The sequence below is a fragment of the Bacillus sp. 3103sda1 genome (assembly GCF_024159135.1).
Taxonomy (GTDB): Bacteria; Bacillota; Bacilli; order Bacillales; family Bacillaceae_G; genus Bacillus_A; species Bacillus_A rhizoplanae.
This window is the reverse complement of record NZ_JAMYWS010000001.1, coordinates 4,081,855-4,098,738: the sequence shown is the minus strand read 5'-3', so window position 1 is coordinate 4,098,738 and position 16,884 is coordinate 4,081,855. Positions and strand designations below refer to the sequence as shown.

The following is a 16,884-nucleotide window of genomic DNA, read 5'->3' as shown; positions in this document are numbered from 1 at the left end:
TTAAATTACGGGAAGTTTTTTTATTTACGCTGTTTCATGAAGTATGGGATTTTGACAAATTAGAAGAATGGCAGGTTTACACATTAAAAGATTTGCGATATCGGATTGAACAGGGAGTTCCGTATACAGATGTGGATTTTTTAAGTTTTTTATACAGACCTCATTCGATATGTTATCAAAATTCTGAAAAATAGTCTATTTCTTTTTGTAGTATGCAGCTAACATGAGAATGAAAGTAATAATAATAGATGGGGGACACTATATGTCAGTCTTTGATCAATCTTCATTTCAATGTCGCATAGAGTGGGGACGGCGCGGCGCTAGGGAGGCAGCGAAGCGAGGAGATATTACGATTATTGTAGATGTTCTTAGTTTTTCTTCAACAGTAGTCACAGCTTTACATGTAGGGGCTGAGATCTTTCCATATCCGCCGCCGTTAAATGAAAGAGCAAAAGCGTATGCACAGCAATTAGGTGCAGAGCTTATGTTAAGCAGGGCAGAAGCAGCGAAAATGGGCAAGCATTCTTTATCCCCGGTAACATTTAACGATGCTGATCAAGGGAAGAGGTTTGTTTTATGTTCGTTAAACGGTGCGTCTTGTACATGGATTGCTTCGAAAGTTCCTGCTCTTTTCATTGGCTGTTTACTGAATGCTTCAGCTGTTGCGGAAGCTGCGAATCTCCTCCAAAAACAAACTGGTGCAAATATTACGGTTGTCCCCTGCGGAGAACATTGGGAAGATCCAAAGGAAGATGAAAATGAGCTGAGACCAGCAATAGAAGATTATTTAGGGGCAGGTGCAATCATAGAAAATTTACAAGGAAGTAAGTCAGTTGAAGCACAGTTATGTATGGGTGCTTTTCAAAATGCAAAGTTCAATCTTAATGAGTTTATTTGGGATTGCGGGAGTGGCCGAGAGTTACGTGAACGTGGATTCGCGGAGGACGTAACACATAGTGCATCTCTAAATCTACTGCAAGTAGTACCATTTTTACAGAATGACCGGTTTGTGAATTTTATCCCGCACTAACGGGCAGTAAGACTCCCACCTCAAGATTCTGAGAAAACAAAGAAGATAGGTGGGAGATAACTGCCCGTAAGAGCCCGATTGGTTCAACTAACCATCAGTGGGGGATGAAGAAAACCCCCACTGATGGAAGTTTCACTTTATCCCGCTATTTTTGGGCGGTAAGACCCCACCTCAAGATTGAGAGAGAAGCGAGGAAGATAGGTGTGTGATAAAGGGAATTTGTTATATAAACTAGCATTTTCTAAAAATTATCCTTTTAAATTTAATAGAATCAATATGTCTAAGTTCGGTAGATTTCTTTTACCGGAACCACATTACACATATCTCAGTTGAACCTTTACATGATTGATGATACATTTTAAAATGTAGTATTACATAAAATATAGATGGGTTTATATTCTGGTTATAGTCTAAAATTGATAGAATTCTTGGAGAGACATGGGAGGTGACCGTGAATGCCTGAACCATTAAAGAAAGATCGTCGTTATATGGTTGGATTAGAAAGTCTAAGAGGCCTAGCCATACTAGGTGTTATTTTGTATCATCTCAATCCTAAGTGGTTACCTGGAGGATTCCTAGGCGTTACTGTATTTTTTGTACTTTCTGGTTATTTAATTACCGATCTTCTTGTTATTGAATGGAAGGAAAAAAAGAGGATTGATTTGAAAAATTTCTGGTTGCGTAGGGCAAGGAGATTGCTTCCAGGAATGCTTGTCATGCTTGTTATAATCTTAGCATGGATTACAATTTTTCATAGTTCCTTACTTGGAAAAATGTGGGGAGATTCATTAGCAGCTTTATTCTATGTTAGTAACTGGTGGTATATATTTCACAAAGTATCATATTTTGATAGTTTTGGCCAACTTGCTCCACTGAATCATTTTTGGTCATTAGCTGTTGAGGAACAGTTCTATGTAGTTTGGCCGCTCATAATTAGTTTAGGATTTTCCTATATAAAAAAACAGTCCCGTATGACTCTACTTATTTTTCTCGGAGCGATTGCTTCAGCTGTCGCAATGGCAATGATATATGTACCGGGCGCTGATCCAAGTAGGGTTTATTATGGTACCGATACAAGAGCGTTTTCCTTATTGATTGGTGCAGCACTCGCTTTAATTTGGCCGAGCAGTAGGCTTGCTAATAACATTATTCCGTCAGCTCGTCTTGCTCTTGATGTAATTGGAGGAATTGCTCTTATTGTGATTCTCTTTATGTTTTGGAAGACGAATCAATATGATCCATTCCTATACCGCGGAGGAATGTTCCTTTTCTCGATTGTTACCGCATTATTAGTAGCGAACCTTGCTCATCCAGCTAGCCGAATTAGTGTATTTTTAAGGTTTAGGCCTTTACGATGGATGGGTGTCCGATCATATGGGATATATCTCTGGCATTATCCGATTATCACATTGACAAGTCCGCAAGTAAGTACTGGAGAATTTCAGTTTACGAGGGCCATTTTTCAACTTTTTCTTATTCTGTTTATAGCGCAGCTTTCATGGAAATTTATCGAAAATCCAATTCGTCAAGGTGCATTGAAGAATATTCGTTTACATAACTTAAGCATAAGAAACTTAGCGTTAAGTGGTAAGCTAGCTTTAGCATTTGCACTATTGGTTTCTGTGACAGCTGGTTTCGGTTTATTAACAGGGAGCCAAGCAAAAGCGGATTCTAAAAAAGCTAGTATAGAAGCAGTGCAAACAGAACAAAAAGAACAAACGAAACCAAAAGAGCAAACAAAACCAAAAGAACAAACGGAACAAAAAGAACAGGCTGATAAACCAGCTCAAAATAAAGAAGAAAAAGGAACGGTTTCTGAGAAGCCTAAAGAACCTCCAACAGTTACAGCCATTGGAGATTCAATTATGATTGACATATCTCCATATTTGAAAAATACTTTTCCTAATATTAAGATCGATGCGAAGATTGGAAGACAAATGTCTGAAGCAACCGCCACGGTAGATAAAATGAAAAAAGAGGGTAATTTAGGAGAGTATGTAATTATCGGATTAGGTACAAATGGAGCATTTACTACTGAGCAAATCACATCATTGATTCAATCGATAGGTAATGAACGTAAAGTTATATTAATTAATACAAGAGTGCCGCGTCCATGGGAATCATTGGTGAATGAGAGATTAAAAGAAGCAGCGAAGAATTTCTCAAATGTCACACTAGTCGATTGGTATTCAGCAAGTGCTGGGAAGCAGGAATATTTTGAACCAGATGGAGTCCATTTGACGAAAACAGGGGCAGAGGCATACGCTTCACTTGTAGTGAAGGAGATTAAGTAGGCTTAGCTAATAAAACACTCGTTGTGACCTTAAAGTGGTTTTTAAATGAGTAGGAAAAAGCGCTATTCTTTTTTACAGAAAGAATAGCGCTTTTTGTATTAATACCACCATTTCTCCTGCGGCAGTAACACAACATTTACATGAAAGTTTTGCGAAAACCAATCATACATTAGCGTCTTTTTCACTAAAAACTCAGACGCAGAATGAGAGACCCCAATAAGCGACATACTTGTATGCGGGATGTACTCTTTCATGGTGGCATATTTCTTTTTCCCATATTCGTTATCAATATGACAATGCACTTCCCCGGTAATATAAGCCTGCGCCCCTTTTTCTTCTGCTTCTTGCATCATGCTTACTTTATCGCCGCAGCCAGCGATGATTGCGATTTTCGAAATGTGAGAACGTGTTTGTCCTTCCAAGTCTACATACGGGATGTTAAAAATCTTTTTTGCTTTTTCAATTAGTTCGTTTGTATGAGTTGGAGCAATTTCACAAATCAATCCATCGCCTTCAGCGAAGCTTTCAATTACTGATGCACGTAGTGCTTTGGCGATGGCGATACTTGTACCATACGTTTGATGACGGTCCATTGGTGCGTGACATGTGTACACGGATAATCCTTTTTCTTTTATTGCTTGTAAATAATGCTTTGGAATAGGAACGAATCCGCGCCCTGGTAAGCCTTGGGGGTCTCCGCATTCCATGACAAGCGGATGATGCATAAATAATAAGTCTCCAGCTTTTCCTTCAGAAAGAAACCTATCTAGCACCTCATCTGTTGGAAAGACAGCTAGAAATACGTTTTGAACAGTATCTGCCCCTTTTAGCATGAGTCCGTTAAAATATGTAACAAAATCATTTTCAAAGAAATCTTGCCATGGAAACGAAATAGGATCATAAACAGCTGGAATAAAACGACTAAATCCAGGGTCTATTCCATGCTTATGAACTGCAAATAAAGTATCTAATTGATGTTGTATGTCTTGGAGTGGTGGCATGATGAACTCCTCCTTTGGAAAATATATGAATTTTATTATATATTTGAATGAATTTTCTGTATATACAAATCAGATCAGTTTATGAAAAAGAATGCTACAATAGGATAATCGTTATATATGTAGGAGGAAAAACAATGAATGTTACAGTGACAGAAGCGGCATATGCAAAAATAAAAGAAATGATTCCAAGTGAGGCAAAATATATAAAATTATTTTATGATAACGAAGGATGCGGCTGTGTGATGAGTGGGATTATTGACTTAGTTGCTGTATCTGAAAAAGATGAGCGCGATGTAGAGATTTCATCAAACAAATTTCAGTTTATTGCAGATCGAACGAAGCTCGTTTTTATGGATGATAACTTGATTGTTGATTTTCAGGAATCAGGAGGAAACTTTCAATTAAAAAGCCCAAGTCAATATTATAATCCGAATATGAAACTGCATGTCCGGGTGTAATGAATAGAATAAAAAAGAAGAAAGCAGATTATATTTGCTTTCTTCTTTTTTATTTTGCTGCTTGTATACGTTAAGATTCAGCGGTGAGAGTTTCCATCCACGGATATTAGCATGTATTAATGGATTTCTTTTTCCTGAATAATCGTTTCTGGTGAGGAATTGAGGTAGAAAGAAAGGACTCCAAGAACAATGAGAAATAAAAAGAGAAAAAGTATAATAAGTATGATCTTGATGATGGTTTTCCGTTTCATGTGTTGTTGCTGAGATAGTCGCTTTTCTGTATTTATATATATATTTCTCTTTTATGCATGCGTAAGAAAAAATTCTAAATTTCAATGAGGAAAGTAGGAATTTTGAAAGTGAGAAGGAATTTCAGCATGTTTCTTGAATCTTAATGAGGTAAAGTATCGGGTATAGTGGGGGAAATGTATGAAAAGATGGGGGATTGAATTACTGCTTTTTTGTGTCGTAATTATATGGGGAATCAATTATACAATCGGAAAATACGGTATTGTAGAATTAACAGCAATCCAATTTACAGCAATGCGCATGGTTACTGCTGCACCGCTTTTATTATTGTTGGCGTTTTACATAGAAAAATCGCTTTATATTGCATGGAAAGATGTTGTCAGGCTTATTTTCGTTAGTATGGTGGGGATTACGCTGTATCAAACGCTGTTCATGGAGACGATTCAACATACGTCTGCAACTAATGCGTCACTGTTAATTTCGATTTCTCCCATTTTTACAACGATGTTTGCCGTATTCTTGAAAGAAGAACAGCTTTCATCACGTAAACTCATTGGATCAGTCATTGCGTGTATAGGAGCAGCACTTGTATTACTTGCAGGGCATTCACTTGTGCAATCTTTTTATGGCAATGCAATTGGACTGATTACTTCGATTTGCTGGGGATTGTATCCTGTCTTAGCAGGGCCGCTTATGAAGAGATATTCAGCCCTGCGCGTAACGGCCTGGTCAGCAGCAATTGGTGCAGTACCACTTGTAGTATTAAGCGGTTGGCGAATTGTTCAGCTGCCTTTTGAGATTCAGCATGGCAGTACATGGTTTTCGTTATTATATTCGATTTTTTTCGTTACTGTATTTGGGCTTGTCATGTGGTACGTTGGGATTCAAAAAATTGGTGCATCTCATACGATGGTGTATATGTACGTTACACCGTTTGTAGCAGTTTTATTTGCGGCAATATGGGCGAGAGAGCAGCTATCTTTACAACAAATGATAGGTGGAATTGTTATTTTTGTTGGTTTGTGGTTTGTAAAATCTAAAAAAGCTAATCAAACATTACTCGTAAAAGAAAATATATCAAAATAAGAAAGCAGATCAAATCTGCTTTCTTATTTTTTTATTTTAGGTAAGAAAATAAGATACAAAATAGCTGTAATAAATGGAATCCAGTTGAGGACAGGTAAGCGGAAAAAGCTAATAAGAATCATACCTGTGAGAAGAACGCTGAGGACCGCATAAAAAATACTATGCTTAGGTGTGTACCAATATAATGTTAAGCCAACAAGAGCTGGGATAACAAAATGAATAAGAGCGATTAAAAAGAAGAGCAATGGAAGTCCCTCCTTTACTGTGTACTTATATATTATATCCATATTTTGTAAGATTGATATCTTTTTTTCAACAATCATCAAAAACGTTTGTCAAAACGACACAATTCGACGTACTGCTTATAGGAGAAATTTTGTATAATATTATTTCCAGAAAGTATTTTACTAATATAAACACTGTGTAAATAGTGAGAACGATTCCATAAAAAATGGATGAGGTTTGATATAAAGAGTTTGCAGTAAAGGAGTTACAGAATGATTAGTATGTCATTACAAACATTTAAAGTACAAATGTATTATATTTTAGCGGTTGTACTATTTGGATGGGCATTTACCCCGTTATCTCCACATTTTTTAGGAATAGGTCTTGGCTTTCTTGTGAGCACGTATTGTGTTTGGATTTTAGGACGCCGCATTGAAAAGATTGGAGAGAGTGTAGTAAAAAAAGGAAAGCACCTACTATGGGAATGATAAATAGGTTTGCAGCAGCGATACTTGGCGCAATTATTATGTACGAAATTGAACATCATATGGTGATGTGGGCATTTGCTGTTGGAATTATGGGTGGATATATATTAATTGTTATAAATTTAGCATATTACAGTATGAAAGATGCTAAGAAATAGGAAAGAGGCTACGAGATTACCCGTAAGCCTCTTTTTATATGTAAGCATGTGCTATCACAAGAAAACGTGGGCTTTGTCGGTGAGTACTTGTTTTCTTGCAATAACAACATACTTATTCACATGATTTAGGATATTTCAAAGTAAAGTCGGGTTTAAGCGATTGGACCGCCAAGTTTTACAATTGTTTCAGAAACGTTATCAAATTTCTTGAAGTTTTCTTTGAACTTATTCGCAAGCTCAGTTGCTTTTGCTTTGTAAGCTTCTTTATCAGTCCATGTTTGTTCTGGCATTAATACTTCATCAGGTACACCAGGAACATGAAGTGGTACTTCAAGACCAAAGATATCATGTTTCACTGTTTCAGCGCTATCTAATTCGCCGTTTAATGCAGCTTGCACCATTGCACGTGTATGACCTAAGTTCATACGTTTTCCAACGCCGTATTCGCCGCCAGTCCAGCCAGTGTTCACTAAGAATACTTTAGCATCGTGCTTCTCGATTTTTTCTCCAAGCATTTCTGCATAGCGAGATGCATCAAGCGGTAAGAATGGAGAACCGAAGCATGTTGAGAATGTTACTTGCGGTGAAGTAATACCGCGCTCAGTTCCAGCCAGTTTACTAGTAAAACCGCTTAAGAAATGGTACATAGCTTGCTCTTTCGTTAATTTGCTGATTGGAGGCAATACGCCAAATGCATCAGCAGTTAAGAAAATGATTGTATTTGGATGACCTGCAACGCTAGGTAATACGATGTTATCAATTGCATCAATTGGATAAGCTGCACGTGTATTTTCTGTTAATGCAGTGTCATCATAATTTGCAATGCGTGTATGATCATCAATCACAACGTTTTCTAAAACAGAGCCGAATTTAATCGCATCAAAGATTTGTGGCTCTTTCTCGCGAGATAAGTTCACACATTTTGCATAGCAACCGCCTTCAATATTGAATACGCCGTTATCAGACCAACCATGCTCGTCATCACCAATTAATTTGCGGTTTGGATCAGCAGATAATGTTGTTTTACCTGTTCCAGATAAACCGAAGAATAAAGCAACATCGCCTTCTTCACCTACGTTTGCAGAGCAGTGCATAGAAAAAATATCTTGTTCTGGAAGTAAGTAGTTCATGATAGAGAAGATTGATTTCTTCATTTCACCAGCGTACTCTGTACCTCCGATTAACACGATACGCTTTTCAAATGAAACGATAATAAATGTTTCTGAGTTCGTGCCGTCGATTTCTGGATCTGCTTTAAAGTTTGGTGCAGATACAATTGTGAACTGTGAATCATGATTTTTTAATTCTTCCTCAGTTGGACGAATGAATAATTGATGTGCGAATAAGTTATGCCATGCATATTCATTAATAACTTGAAGAGGAAGACGATAGTTGCGGTCTGCTCCTGCAAATCCTTTGAATACGAATAGTTCTTCTTTTTCTTTTAAGTATTCTAATACTTTTGTATATAATTTATTAAAATGCTCTTCAGAAATCGGTTGGTTTACCGAACCCCAAGCGATTTTATCCGTAACAGATGCTTCGTCTACAATAAATTTGTCTTTCGGAGAACGTCCTGTATATTTTCCTGTTGAAACAGAAACAGCGCCAGTAGAAGTCAATCGTCCTTCTTTTCTCATTAATACTTTTTCCGTTAATTGTGGAACGCTCAATTGAACCTGTGCATTGCTTCCGTTTAATAACTCATGTAATCCAATTTGGACATTCACAGTACTCATATTTATTTACCATCCTTTGTTTGATTTATGAATATTCCTCGTAATTCCCACTAAAAGTATAACACAATGATATAAATAATGTATACTATTTATTTATTTTTGTTTGTGTTATTATATTATTTTTTTCCATAAATTTCTGCCGTTAAAAACTTATAGGAATATGTGTATATGGATTGACAAATGAAAAGCATTTCTTTAGTATAGTTGAGGACGGATACTCTCTTATCCCGAGCTGGCGGAGGGACAGGCCCGATGAAGCCCGGCAACCTCACTTGTATGTACGACAAGCGCAAGTGAATAGGTGCTTAAACCTGTGCGAGATGTAATGTCTCGAGCGATAAGAGCGAAGGGCAAAAAGCAGTATGCAAGTAGCGAATACAACCTTTCCTCTATATATAGGAAAGGTTTTTCTTTTGCGCTTGTGGGAGAATACATGAATGTCGCAGTTTGTGGCAAATTAAGGATGAGTTCCGTACAATATATACATTTACTGTCGGGAGGTTTACCACATGACAAAAAAACGTCATCTGTTCACATCTGAGTCTGTAACTGAAGGACATCCAGATAAAATTAGTGACCAAATTTCTGATTCAATTTTAGATGCAATCTTAGCAAAAGATGCAAACGCACGTGTAGCTTGTGAAACAACAGTAACAACTGGTTTAGTATTGGTAGCGGGAGAAATTACGACTTCTACTTATGTAGATATTCCAAAAATCGTTCGTGAAACAATTAAAGGAATTGGTTATACTCGTGCAAAATACGGTTTCGATTCAGAAACTTGTGCAGTTTTAACATCTATCGATGAGCAGTCTGCTGACATCGCAATGGGTGTTGACAAAGCGTTAGAAGCACGCGAAGGTCAAATGACTGACGAAGAGATCGAAGCAATTGGTGCAGGCGACCAAGGTTTAATGTTTGGTTTCGCATGTAATGAAACAAAAGAATTAATGCCACTTCCAATCTCTCTTGCTCATAAATTAGCTCGTCGTTTAACTGAAGTTCGTAAAGATGATACATTACCATACTTACGTCCAGACGGTAAAACACAAGTAACAGTAGAGTATGATGAAAACGGTAAACCAGTTCGCGTTGATACAATTGTAATCTCTACGCAACATCACCCAGAGATTTCTTGGGAACAAATCGATCGCAACTTAAAAGAATTCGTAATTAAACCAGTTGTACCAGCTGAATTAATCGATGAAGAAACAAAATTCTTCATTAACCCAACTGGCCGCTTCGTTATCGGTGGACCACAAGGGGATGCTGGTTTAACAGGTCGTAAAATTATCGTAGATACTTACGGTGGATACGCTCGTCACGGCGGTGGTGCATTCTCTGGTAAGGATGCAACAAAAGTTGACCGTTCTGCAGCATACGCAGCTCGTTACGTTGCGAAAAACATCGTAGCAGCAGGTCTTGCTGACAAAGCAGAAGTACAACTTGCATACGCAATCGGCGTAGCGAAACCAGTATCTATCTCTGTTGATACATTCGGCACTGGAAAAGTATCTGAAGAAGTATTAGTAGAACTAATCCGCAACAACTTCGATCTTCGCCCAGCTGGTATCATCAAAATGCTAGACTTACGTCGCCCAATTTACAAACAAACAGCAGCATACGGCCACTTCGGACGTACTGATGTGGATCTTTCTTGGGAGCGTACAGACAAAGCTGAAGCTTTAAAAGAGCAAGCTGGTCTATAATATAGGAAGAAAAAAGCTTTGCGCACACGCGCAAGGCTTTTTTTATTTATAGAAATACATTAAGTTCTCTTTATTAGGTGAGTTCAACAATGATGTATATTTGTATAGAGAATAATTTCTTATTTTAAAAATAAGAAAGACTGTTTGTCTATGTTATATGGTTGTTTCACAAAAAAAGTCATTTATTGAATGTTACTTTCCCTTTAACACCATCCACTTTTATCTTATCATTTTTAGCACCTACAATCGTAACATTTTTTCCAACACTATTGATATCGGCTGAACCATCACCAATTTTAGCCCGTACCGATCCATCAATATCTTTAATAACAACAGCCCCATTATTATTGTCAACATTGACATTAGATGACACACTGGAAATATTAATTTTTCCATCCCTATTTGTTACACCTACAGTCCCTTCAACATTGGAAATGTCTATATTTCCATTAACATTAAGTATGTTTATATCTGAATCCAGTTTAGAAACTTTAATATCACCGTCTCTATGATTTTCTTTAAATTCTACTTTTACGTTTTTAGGTACTGAGAGTTTAACATCAACCCAAGTTTCACTATTACTAAAGAATTGCCCATCAAAAGAAGTATTTAAGTTGGCAACTCCATTTTTTTCTGAAAGATCTAGTTTTAATTTGTCCATGCTAATTCCTTTTGCTTTTGCATTGATAGAAGCTTCTATTTTATCTGATGTAGCATTTGTTGAAATATCAATATTACCATTACGATTATCTAATGTTAATTTCTTAACATTAGAGGCTGGTAGTTCCAGTTTTTGTTCTTTTGTTTCACTTTTAGAACTTGAACAGCTAGTAAGAATTAAAGTGATTAACGTACAAAAAATGATTAACTTTTGCTTCATTTTTTCATCTCCTTATTCATTTTAAATTTCAATTCAACATTATGAGTCGTGTTCTTAGTTATCAACGTATCAAAATTAATGTAATAAAGCACAGTGACAAAATGTAATAACCTTGCTATGATAAAAATACATTTATGGAAAATATATACATAAAGTGAGGGTTTTTAGTGGGAGGTGCTTATACAGTTGATTTATGCACAAAAGAAATTACTTTGGCAGCATTGGTTAATCGTATTCATTCGTATCTTTTGGATTGCTGCAGTTACGATTTTAACGTATCGAGATAATCCTACATTCCCTTTTGAAAGTGTTTTTGGTATGACCTTAATACTGTATGTCATACCTGTAATATTATATAAAATTCGATATGAACTATATTTATTAGCTGAGATAATCTTAGTAGGAGGGCTTTCACTTTATCTTGCATATACCTATCATTTAGCACAGTTTTTTTCTCCTGCAATTTTAACATTGGCATTTTTTTGTCGTGGAAAAGCTAATTTCTATACATTGCCTCTAACAATTATCGTTTATATATTCGGAGTTTTCTTGAATTTTGATGATAAATTAAATCACTTGCTTCTAGGTCTATTTGACGTTCTTTTCATTTATAGCGTTGGACATGTGTTACAGAGAATTGTTTTTTCTATGGATTCAATTAAACAAAAACTCAAATTAATTAAAGAGAAGAATGCGATTTTAGAACAATATTCTTCACAAGTTGAAAGAATGACCCTACTTGAGGAAAGATGTAGAATGGCGAGGGAATTACATGATACTGTTGGTTATAAATTTACGTCAGTTATATTAAGTATGGAAACATTAAAACCCCACTTAACTACTGAAGAAGGGCAAAAAAAATTACAAGATATATTAGATATGTCACGATCTGGCTTAGAGAGTATTCGAAGACAAATTCATGAAATGGATCCATTAGAAGAGGAATTAAATTTAGATGTATCTTTGCTTAATATTATAGAAGAATTTAAAAGCAATACACACGTTGATGTTGTTTTTCGAACAATTGGAGAGCAGTATACGATAGCAAAAAAAGTCAAAATGACTTTTTGTCGTTGTTTACAAGAGGCAATGACAAATGCAACTAGGCATGGAGAAGCAGAGTCGATACAAGTTCTTTTACAATATCATAAAAATCATGTCATGCTTCAGGTACAAGATAATGGTAAAGGAACAGGATATATCCAAGAGGGATTTGGCTTATCTGGAATGAGAAATCGCCTAAACGAATATCAAGGAAGCTTGTATATAGACTCTCAAAAGAATGCTGGAACCATTGTAACTTGTGTAATTCCAAGCTTACATATAGAGAAGACTCCCACTGAAGATGAAATAAATATATTAATAGTAGATGATCAATCTATGGTGTTAGATAGCTTAGAACTTTTATTGAATCAATATACTGGCTTTAATGTTACAGTTGCGAATAGTGGAAAACAGGCTTTAGAAAAATGTGAAGTAAATCAACCAGATATTGTTCTTATGGATGTACAAATGCCTGAAATGAATGGGATTATAGCGACAGAAGAAATTAAGAGGAAATGGCCAAGTACTAAAGTTATTATGGTGACGACTTTTGAAGAATCTTCTAGTGTTTCTGAAGCGCTTAAAGCAGGGGCTGAAGGGTATGTACTTAAATCTGCCCCACCTAAAGAATTAGTGGCGGCAATTAGATTAGTAAATTCAGGAGGGACTATGTTGTCTCAAGGTGCTGCGAATCGTTTGTTTAACGCATATAGCTCAATACCAAGAAAGTATCCTTATGAATTGACGCGACGTGAAATTGAGGTCTTAGGTGCTCTTAAAGAGGGACTTCGATATAAAGAAATTGCAAAAAAATTGTTTTTATCTGAAGGGACTGTGAGGAACTATGTTTCTTCTATATATCTGAAGCTTAAGGTTTCTGGAAGAAGTGAAGCTGTAAAAAAAGCAGAGGAGGAAGCTTTTTTATAAATGATTAGGAAGAAAAAAGCTTTGTACACACGTGCAAAGCTTCTTTTTATTTAATTGCTTTCCTGTTTTTCTACTTTCCCAACGCAAGAAGTACAATAAACTTCTCCGCCCAGCTCAATATACTTTTGAATATTTGTTATACCGCTTGGCGGATATTGCATGTAAATCCAAGAACGTTCATGTACTGCAATTTCCTTTCCGCATGATGTACACATAGCTGATTTTTTACCGAACATCGATTATTGCCCCCTCTGTGAACGGGATTTTCCGAAGCAGTATGCACTACAAAGTAAAAAGATTGTCGCGAAGCCAAAACCGCCAATGGCTGCGTAAGGTACAGCGTCTTTTAGTGCCATGCCAGCGCTAATGGAAGCGACGAAAAGTAAGATAAATAGTGTCGTTAATTTTCGCATTGTATCCATATGAAATTCCTCCCTTTTGAAAATCCCTATATTTCTATTATAAGGAAAAATACGGAAGTGAGGTGTTTTTTCTATAAAAATGTGTGACATGCCGCACATTTTTTTGTTGCTGCATCATATATGATAAAATTTAGATAGTTCAGAAGAAGGAGCGAATGACAATGAGCGTCACAGAACATAAAAAACAAGCACCGGCACAGGTTCGTTGTAAAATCATAACGATTTCGGATACACGTACAGAAGAAACAGATAAAAGCGGCCAGTTATTAAAAGAGTTATTAATAGAAGCAAATCATCAAGTAACAGCTTATGAAATTGTAAAAGACGATAAAGAAAGCATTCAGCAAGCTGTGTTAGCAGGCTGCCAACAAGAAGATGTAGATGTTGTGTTAACAAACGGCGGCACCGGTATTACAAAACGTGATGTTACAATTGAAGCAGTAGAAGCGTTGCTTGATAAAGAAATTGTAGGCTTTGGAGAACTATTTCGGATGATTAGTTATTTAGAAGATATCGGCAGCGCAGCGATGTTAAGCAGAGCAATTGGCGGGACAATTGGACAGAAAGTTGTCTTTTCTATGCCAGGATCAACAGGTGCGGTTCGCCTTGCGATGAAGAAATTAATTTTACCAGAGCTTGGACACATTACATTTGAGTTGCATCGCCAGTGAAAATTGCAGGAATTGTATTAGCCGGCGGACAGTCCAGTCGTTTTGGAGAACCGAAAGCATTAGCAACTTGGTGCGGAAAAACATTTATTGAACATAGTATAGAAGCTTTGAAAGAAGTTGTTACAGACATTGTTGTAATTAGCCATCCAGCGATTACAAATGAGCTCTCGCATATACTGCATGTACCAGTTGTAGAAGATATTGCGCTGTATAAAGGAAACGGTCCGCTTGCCGGTTTATTAACAGGCATGGAATTTGTAGATGCAGATTGGTATATTGTTGCACCGTGTGACACACCAAATATTTCGAAAGCATGGGCGATGACATTCATCGAACGAGCAGACGAAACATATGAAGCAATTGTTCCATTAGTGGAAGGACGGAAGCAACCACTTTTAGCGCTATATCATCACAAGGTAAAAGGAAAAATAGAACAGTTATTAAAAGAAGGTAAGAGAAGTATGCAGGGGCTATTATCTCAGTGTAATGTCCAGTATGTGACGGCGGAAGAATCGCAGCTGTCGACAGAGTTATTTCTTAATGTGAATACAAAAGAAGAATATAGCCAATTACAGAATAGGAAGTGAATGGGGAAGAAGGGAATATATAATGGAGAGTGAATTACTGAAAATATTTGATGACCATAGAAATCAAATAGGAGTAGCAACTCGCGAAGAAGTACATAAACTTGGGCATTGGCATGAGACGTTTCATTGCTGGTTTATAAGTAGAGAAAACGGAGTAGATTATATTCATTTTCAAATTCGTAGTGAGACAAAAAAGGACTATCCGAATTTGTTAGACATTACAGCTGCTGGACATATATTGGCACATGAAACAGTATATGATGGAATCCGAGAGGTGAAGGAAGAAGTAGGAATCGATGTCTCGTTTGATGAACTCGTGTCATTAGGTATTATCGATGATTGTGGTGCAATAGATGATTTTATTGATAAAGAATTAGCTCACGTTTTTTTATATGAAAATAAAAAACCAATGGATGAATACAAGCTGCAAATAGAAGAAGTATCAGGCATTGTTAAAGCTGAATTTAACAGTTTTTCTGAACTTTGGTTAGGAGAAATGGATGAAATTACAGTGGAAGGATTCGAAATGAATGAAGCTGGGGAAAAAGTTTTAATCCATAAGACCGTAGATAAAAGTAAATTTGTTCAGCATGAACATTCGTATTATGAGAGCATTATAAGGTTGATGAGAGAGAATATGAAATCGTTAGGGCGTACTGAAGCGTAAAGCGAATGACTAAACATCAGTGGGGGATGAAGAAAAGCCCCACTGATGGAAGTTTTACGTTATATAGGTATCTAAATCATCAAGCCCATAATAAGAGTATTATAATAAACACCATTTATATATGTATCTTGTTTCAATACCCCTTCTTCTTCAAATCCAACTTTTTTATATAACTCGATTGCTCTAGCATTATCTTCTCTCGTTACGAGATGTATTCTCTTCGTAGTCCCATTTAATTTTGCCCACTCGATAAGCTCGTCCATCAGTATTCTACCTAAACCGAATCCGCAGTGCTCTTCCGCAATTACGATTCCTAGTGTTCCTACATGTTTCGTTCTAGCTTTTGGGCTAGAGGTAATGGATGCGATGCTTATGATTTCATCATCCATTGTTGCTAGTAAGATGATGGAACTATTATCTGCTCCAGTAGATTCTATGAATTTTTCATAATCATGTAAAGACATACTGAACTCATTTTTCCCGAATGAAAGAAAATCAGTTTCGCCGCCGACTACATTATAAAAATCAATCATAGATTGAGCGTCTTTTTGTAAAGCCTCTCTTATAATTACTTCTTTTCCGTTTCTTAAACATATTGTTTTCATATTTCTCAACTTCTTTCGAATTAGTTACATTAATCATAATATTAATTTGAAAAATTTAATAGCTGTAATCGAGTCTCGGAAATAATTATGAAGCTTGTTTTGGGATGCTATAAAATTCCTTAAGTTTTATAGGAAATATAAAAAGAAGAGGACTCCTCCTCCTCTTTTTAAATAGTTGGTCTGTTATTCACGTTAAGACATACACATAAAGTTTCTAATTTGTGAATATCGATAGCTTACTTTTCGGCGGCGTCCTCCTTGCCAAATATATCCGACTACCCCGTTTTTTCTAACTTCAGTTGGATAAAACCAAAAATCTCTTCCAAAAGGTCCTGGTGTTCTTAAACCAATAAATCCCCATCTTCCTAAACAATTACATAGCGCTGATCGGATTTGCCCCATTTGTATAGGAGAAGAAAATGCTGCTGGTGCAGATGGTGGTTGTGCTGGTGGTGGTGATGTTGGAGCATCTTCAGCATCATCGGGACGATAGACGTCATCGTCGATCTCCCTTGTGTCCTCGAATGGTTGATAATTTGGGTGTTGATAATACTGCTGTTGATAATCTGGATGTTGATAATACTGCTGTTGATTATAATTTACATACGGATAGTACATTTGCTCGTTATTCATGAAAAAATCACCTC

The 16,884-nt window shown here is 36.6% G+C and carries 17 protein-coding genes, 1 pseudogene and 1 riboswitch; of the genes and pseudogenes, 10 read left to right on the top strand and 8 right to left on the bottom strand.

From position 1 onward, the window contains the following. Nucleotides 1-262: 262 nt before the first annotated feature. Together NKR74_RS20505 and NKR74_RS20500 are read left to right on the top strand one after the other, a co-directional pair. Entirely contained in the window at nt 263-1,030 is a 768-nt protein-coding gene (locus NKR74_RS20505; RefSeq protein ID WP_253630682.1) for a 2-phosphosulfolactate phosphatase, read from the top strand. Between the two features lie 455 nt (nt 1,031-1,485). Continuing rightward, nucleotides 1,486-3,324: an acyltransferase family protein gene (locus tag NKR74_RS20500; RefSeq protein ID WP_253630681.1), complete on the top strand. Its 1,839-nt coding sequence runs from the start codon at nt 1,486-1,488 to the stop codon at nt 3,322-3,324. 98 nt (nt 3,325-3,422) lie between these two features. Here NKR74_RS20500 and NKR74_RS20495 read toward each other — a convergent pair whose 3' ends face one another. Further along, entirely contained in the window at nt 3,423-4,325 is a 903-nt protein-coding gene (locus NKR74_RS20495) for a Nif3-like dinuclear metal center hexameric protein (protein WP_253630680.1), read from the bottom strand. 134 nt (nt 4,326-4,459) lie between these two features. Here NKR74_RS20495 and NKR74_RS20490 point away from each other — a divergent pair, with 134 nt between their 5' ends. Together NKR74_RS20490 and NKR74_RS20485 are read left to right on the top strand one after the other, a co-directional pair. Beyond that, nucleotides 4,460-4,783, top strand: a complete 324-nt coding sequence (locus NKR74_RS20490; protein ID WP_253630679.1) for an iron-sulfur cluster biosynthesis family protein — start codon at nt 4,460-4,462, stop codon at nt 4,781-4,783. 429 nt (nt 4,784-5,212) lie between these two features. Then, nucleotides 5,213-6,118, top strand: a complete 906-nt coding sequence (locus NKR74_RS20485; RefSeq protein WP_253630678.1) for a DMT family transporter — start codon at nt 5,213-5,215, stop codon at nt 6,116-6,118. Nucleotides 6,119-6,141: 23 nt separating this feature from the next. Here NKR74_RS20485 and NKR74_RS20480 read toward each other — a convergent pair whose 3' ends face one another. After that, nucleotides 6,142-6,363 carry a hypothetical protein gene (locus NKR74_RS20480; protein ID WP_098306599.1) on the bottom strand — a complete coding sequence of 74 codons (222 nt, stop codon included), beginning with the start codon at nt 6,361-6,363 and terminating at the stop codon, nt 6,142-6,144. 252 nt (nt 6,364-6,615) lie between these two features. Here NKR74_RS20480 and NKR74_RS20475 point away from each other — a divergent pair. Beyond that, nucleotides 6,616-6,986: pseudogene (locus NKR74_RS20475) on the top strand (ATP synthase subunit I). Nucleotides 6,987-7,138: 152 nt separating this feature from the next. On the opposite strand, the gene pckA reads toward NKR74_RS20475, so the two are convergent. Further along, complete coding sequence (gene pckA, locus NKR74_RS20470) at nt 7,139-8,725, bottom strand: phosphoenolpyruvate carboxykinase (ATP) (RefSeq protein WP_253630677.1); 1,587 nt, start codon at nt 8,723-8,725, stop codon at nt 7,139-7,141. Between the two features lie 219 nt (nt 8,726-8,944). Further along, nucleotides 8,945-9,069: riboswitch (SAM riboswitch) on the top strand. Nucleotides 9,070-9,234: 165 nt separating this feature from the next. On the opposite strand from pckA, the gene metK reads away from it, so the two are divergent. Beyond that, nucleotides 9,235-10,434, top strand: coding sequence for a methionine adenosyltransferase (metK, locus tag NKR74_RS20465; protein ID WP_098306603.1), 1,200 nt, complete (start codon nt 9,235-9,237; stop codon nt 10,432-10,434). A gap of 178 nt (nt 10,435-10,612) precedes the next feature. Here the strand turns inward: metK and NKR74_RS20460 are convergent, their stop codons facing one another. Further along, entirely contained in the window at nt 10,613-11,314 is a 702-nt protein-coding gene (locus NKR74_RS20460; RefSeq protein WP_253630676.1) for a hypothetical protein, read from the bottom strand. Between the two features lie 186 nt (nt 11,315-11,500). Here NKR74_RS20460 and NKR74_RS20455 point away from each other — a divergent pair, with 186 nt between their 5' ends. Then, the gene (locus NKR74_RS20455; protein WP_253630675.1) at nt 11,501-13,285 is read left to right on the top strand and encodes a helix-turn-helix transcriptional regulator; all 1,785 of its coding nucleotides are present in this window, start codon (nt 11,501-11,503) and stop codon (nt 13,283-13,285) included. Between the two features lie 50 nt (nt 13,286-13,335). Here NKR74_RS20455 and NKR74_RS20450 read toward each other — a convergent pair whose 3' ends face one another. Both NKR74_RS20450 and NKR74_RS20445 read right to left on the bottom strand, forming a co-directional pair. After that, nucleotides 13,336-13,521 carry a hypothetical protein gene (locus NKR74_RS20450; protein ID WP_253630674.1) on the bottom strand — a complete coding sequence of 62 codons (186 nt, stop codon included), beginning with the start codon at nt 13,519-13,521 and terminating at the stop codon, nt 13,336-13,338. 3 nt (nt 13,522-13,524) lie between these two features. Further along, the gene (locus NKR74_RS20445; protein ID WP_230576108.1) at nt 13,525-13,707 is read right to left on the bottom strand and encodes a hypothetical protein; all 183 of its coding nucleotides are present in this window, start codon (nt 13,705-13,707) and stop codon (nt 13,525-13,527) included. Nucleotides 13,708-13,868: 161 nt separating this feature from the next. On the opposite strand from NKR74_RS20445, the gene NKR74_RS20440 reads away from it, so the two are divergent. Genes NKR74_RS20440 through NKR74_RS20430 form a run of 3 tightly spaced genes read left to right on the top strand, consistent with a single transcriptional unit; the run spans nt 13,869 to nt 15,632 of the window. Further along, on the top strand, nt 13,869-14,378 hold the full coding sequence (locus NKR74_RS20440; RefSeq protein WP_253630673.1) for a MogA/MoaB family molybdenum cofactor biosynthesis protein: 510 nt from the start codon (nt 13,869-13,871) through the stop codon (nt 14,376-14,378). Further along, nucleotides 14,375-14,965, top strand: a complete 591-nt coding sequence (gene mobA / locus NKR74_RS20435) for a molybdenum cofactor guanylyltransferase (RefSeq protein ID WP_253630672.1) — start codon at nt 14,375-14,377, stop codon at nt 14,963-14,965. Before NKR74_RS20440 ends, mobA begins: the two co-directional genes overlap by 4 nt. Before the next feature lie 22 nt (nt 14,966-14,987). Continuing rightward, the gene (locus tag NKR74_RS20430; RefSeq protein WP_253630671.1) at nt 14,988-15,632 is read left to right on the top strand and encodes an NUDIX hydrolase; all 645 of its coding nucleotides are present in this window, start codon (nt 14,988-14,990) and stop codon (nt 15,630-15,632) included. Between the two features lie 71 nt (nt 15,633-15,703). Here NKR74_RS20430 and NKR74_RS20425 read toward each other — a convergent pair whose 3' ends face one another. Together NKR74_RS20425 and NKR74_RS20420 are read right to left on the bottom strand one after the other, a co-directional pair. Continuing rightward, complete coding sequence (locus NKR74_RS20425; protein WP_253630670.1) at nt 15,704-16,237, bottom strand: GNAT family N-acetyltransferase; 534 nt, start codon at nt 16,235-16,237, stop codon at nt 15,704-15,706. A 192-nt stretch (nt 16,238-16,429) separates the two neighbouring features. Next, nucleotides 16,430-16,870 (bottom strand): hypothetical protein, encoded by a 441-nt coding sequence (locus tag NKR74_RS20420; protein WP_253630669.1) that lies wholly within the window; start codon nt 16,868-16,870, stop codon nt 16,430-16,432. Nucleotides 16,871-16,884 lie beyond the last annotated feature (14 nt).

Coding starts and splice junctions, on each gene's coding strand:
- NKR74_RS20505 (WP_253630682.1), top strand. CDS start 263: ATGTCAGTCTTTGATCAATCTTCATTTCAATGTCGCATAGAGTGGGGA.
- NKR74_RS20500 (WP_253630681.1), top strand. CDS start 1,486: ATGCCTGAACCATTAAAGAAAGATCGTCGTTATATGGTTGGATTAGAA.
- NKR74_RS20495 (WP_253630680.1), bottom strand. CDS start 4,325: ATGCCACCACTCCAAGACATACAACATCAATTAGATACTTTATTTGCA.
- NKR74_RS20490 (WP_253630679.1), top strand. CDS start 4,460: ATGAATGTTACAGTGACAGAAGCGGCATATGCAAAAATAAAAGAAATG.
- NKR74_RS20485 (WP_253630678.1), top strand. CDS start 5,213: ATGAAAAGATGGGGGATTGAATTACTGCTTTTTTGTGTCGTAATTATA.
- pckA (WP_253630677.1), bottom strand. CDS start 8,725: ATGAGTACTGTGAATGTCCAAATTGGATTACATGAGTTATTAAACGGA.
- metK (WP_098306603.1), top strand. CDS start 9,235: ATGACAAAAAAACGTCATCTGTTCACATCTGAGTCTGTAACTGAAGGA.
- NKR74_RS20460 (WP_253630676.1), bottom strand. CDS start 11,314: ATGAAGCAAAAGTTAATCATTTTTTGTACGTTAATCACTTTAATTCTT.
- NKR74_RS20450 (WP_253630674.1), bottom strand. CDS start 13,521: ATGTTCGGTAAAAAATCAGCTATGTGTACATCATGCGGAAAGGAAATT.
- NKR74_RS20445 (WP_230576108.1), bottom strand. CDS start 13,707: ATGGATACAATGCGAAAATTAACGACACTATTTATCTTACTTTTCGTC.
- NKR74_RS20440 (WP_253630673.1), top strand. CDS start 13,869: ATGAGCGTCACAGAACATAAAAAACAAGCACCGGCACAGGTTCGTTGT.
- NKR74_RS20430 (WP_253630671.1), top strand. CDS start 14,988: ATGGAGAGTGAATTACTGAAAATATTTGATGACCATAGAAATCAAATA.
- NKR74_RS20425 (WP_253630670.1), bottom strand. CDS start 16,237: ATGAAAACAATATGTTTAAGAAACGGAAAAGAAGTAATTATAAGAGAG.
- NKR74_RS20420 (WP_253630669.1), bottom strand. CDS start 16,870: ATGAATAACGAGCAAATGTACTATCCGTATGTAAATTATAATCAACAG.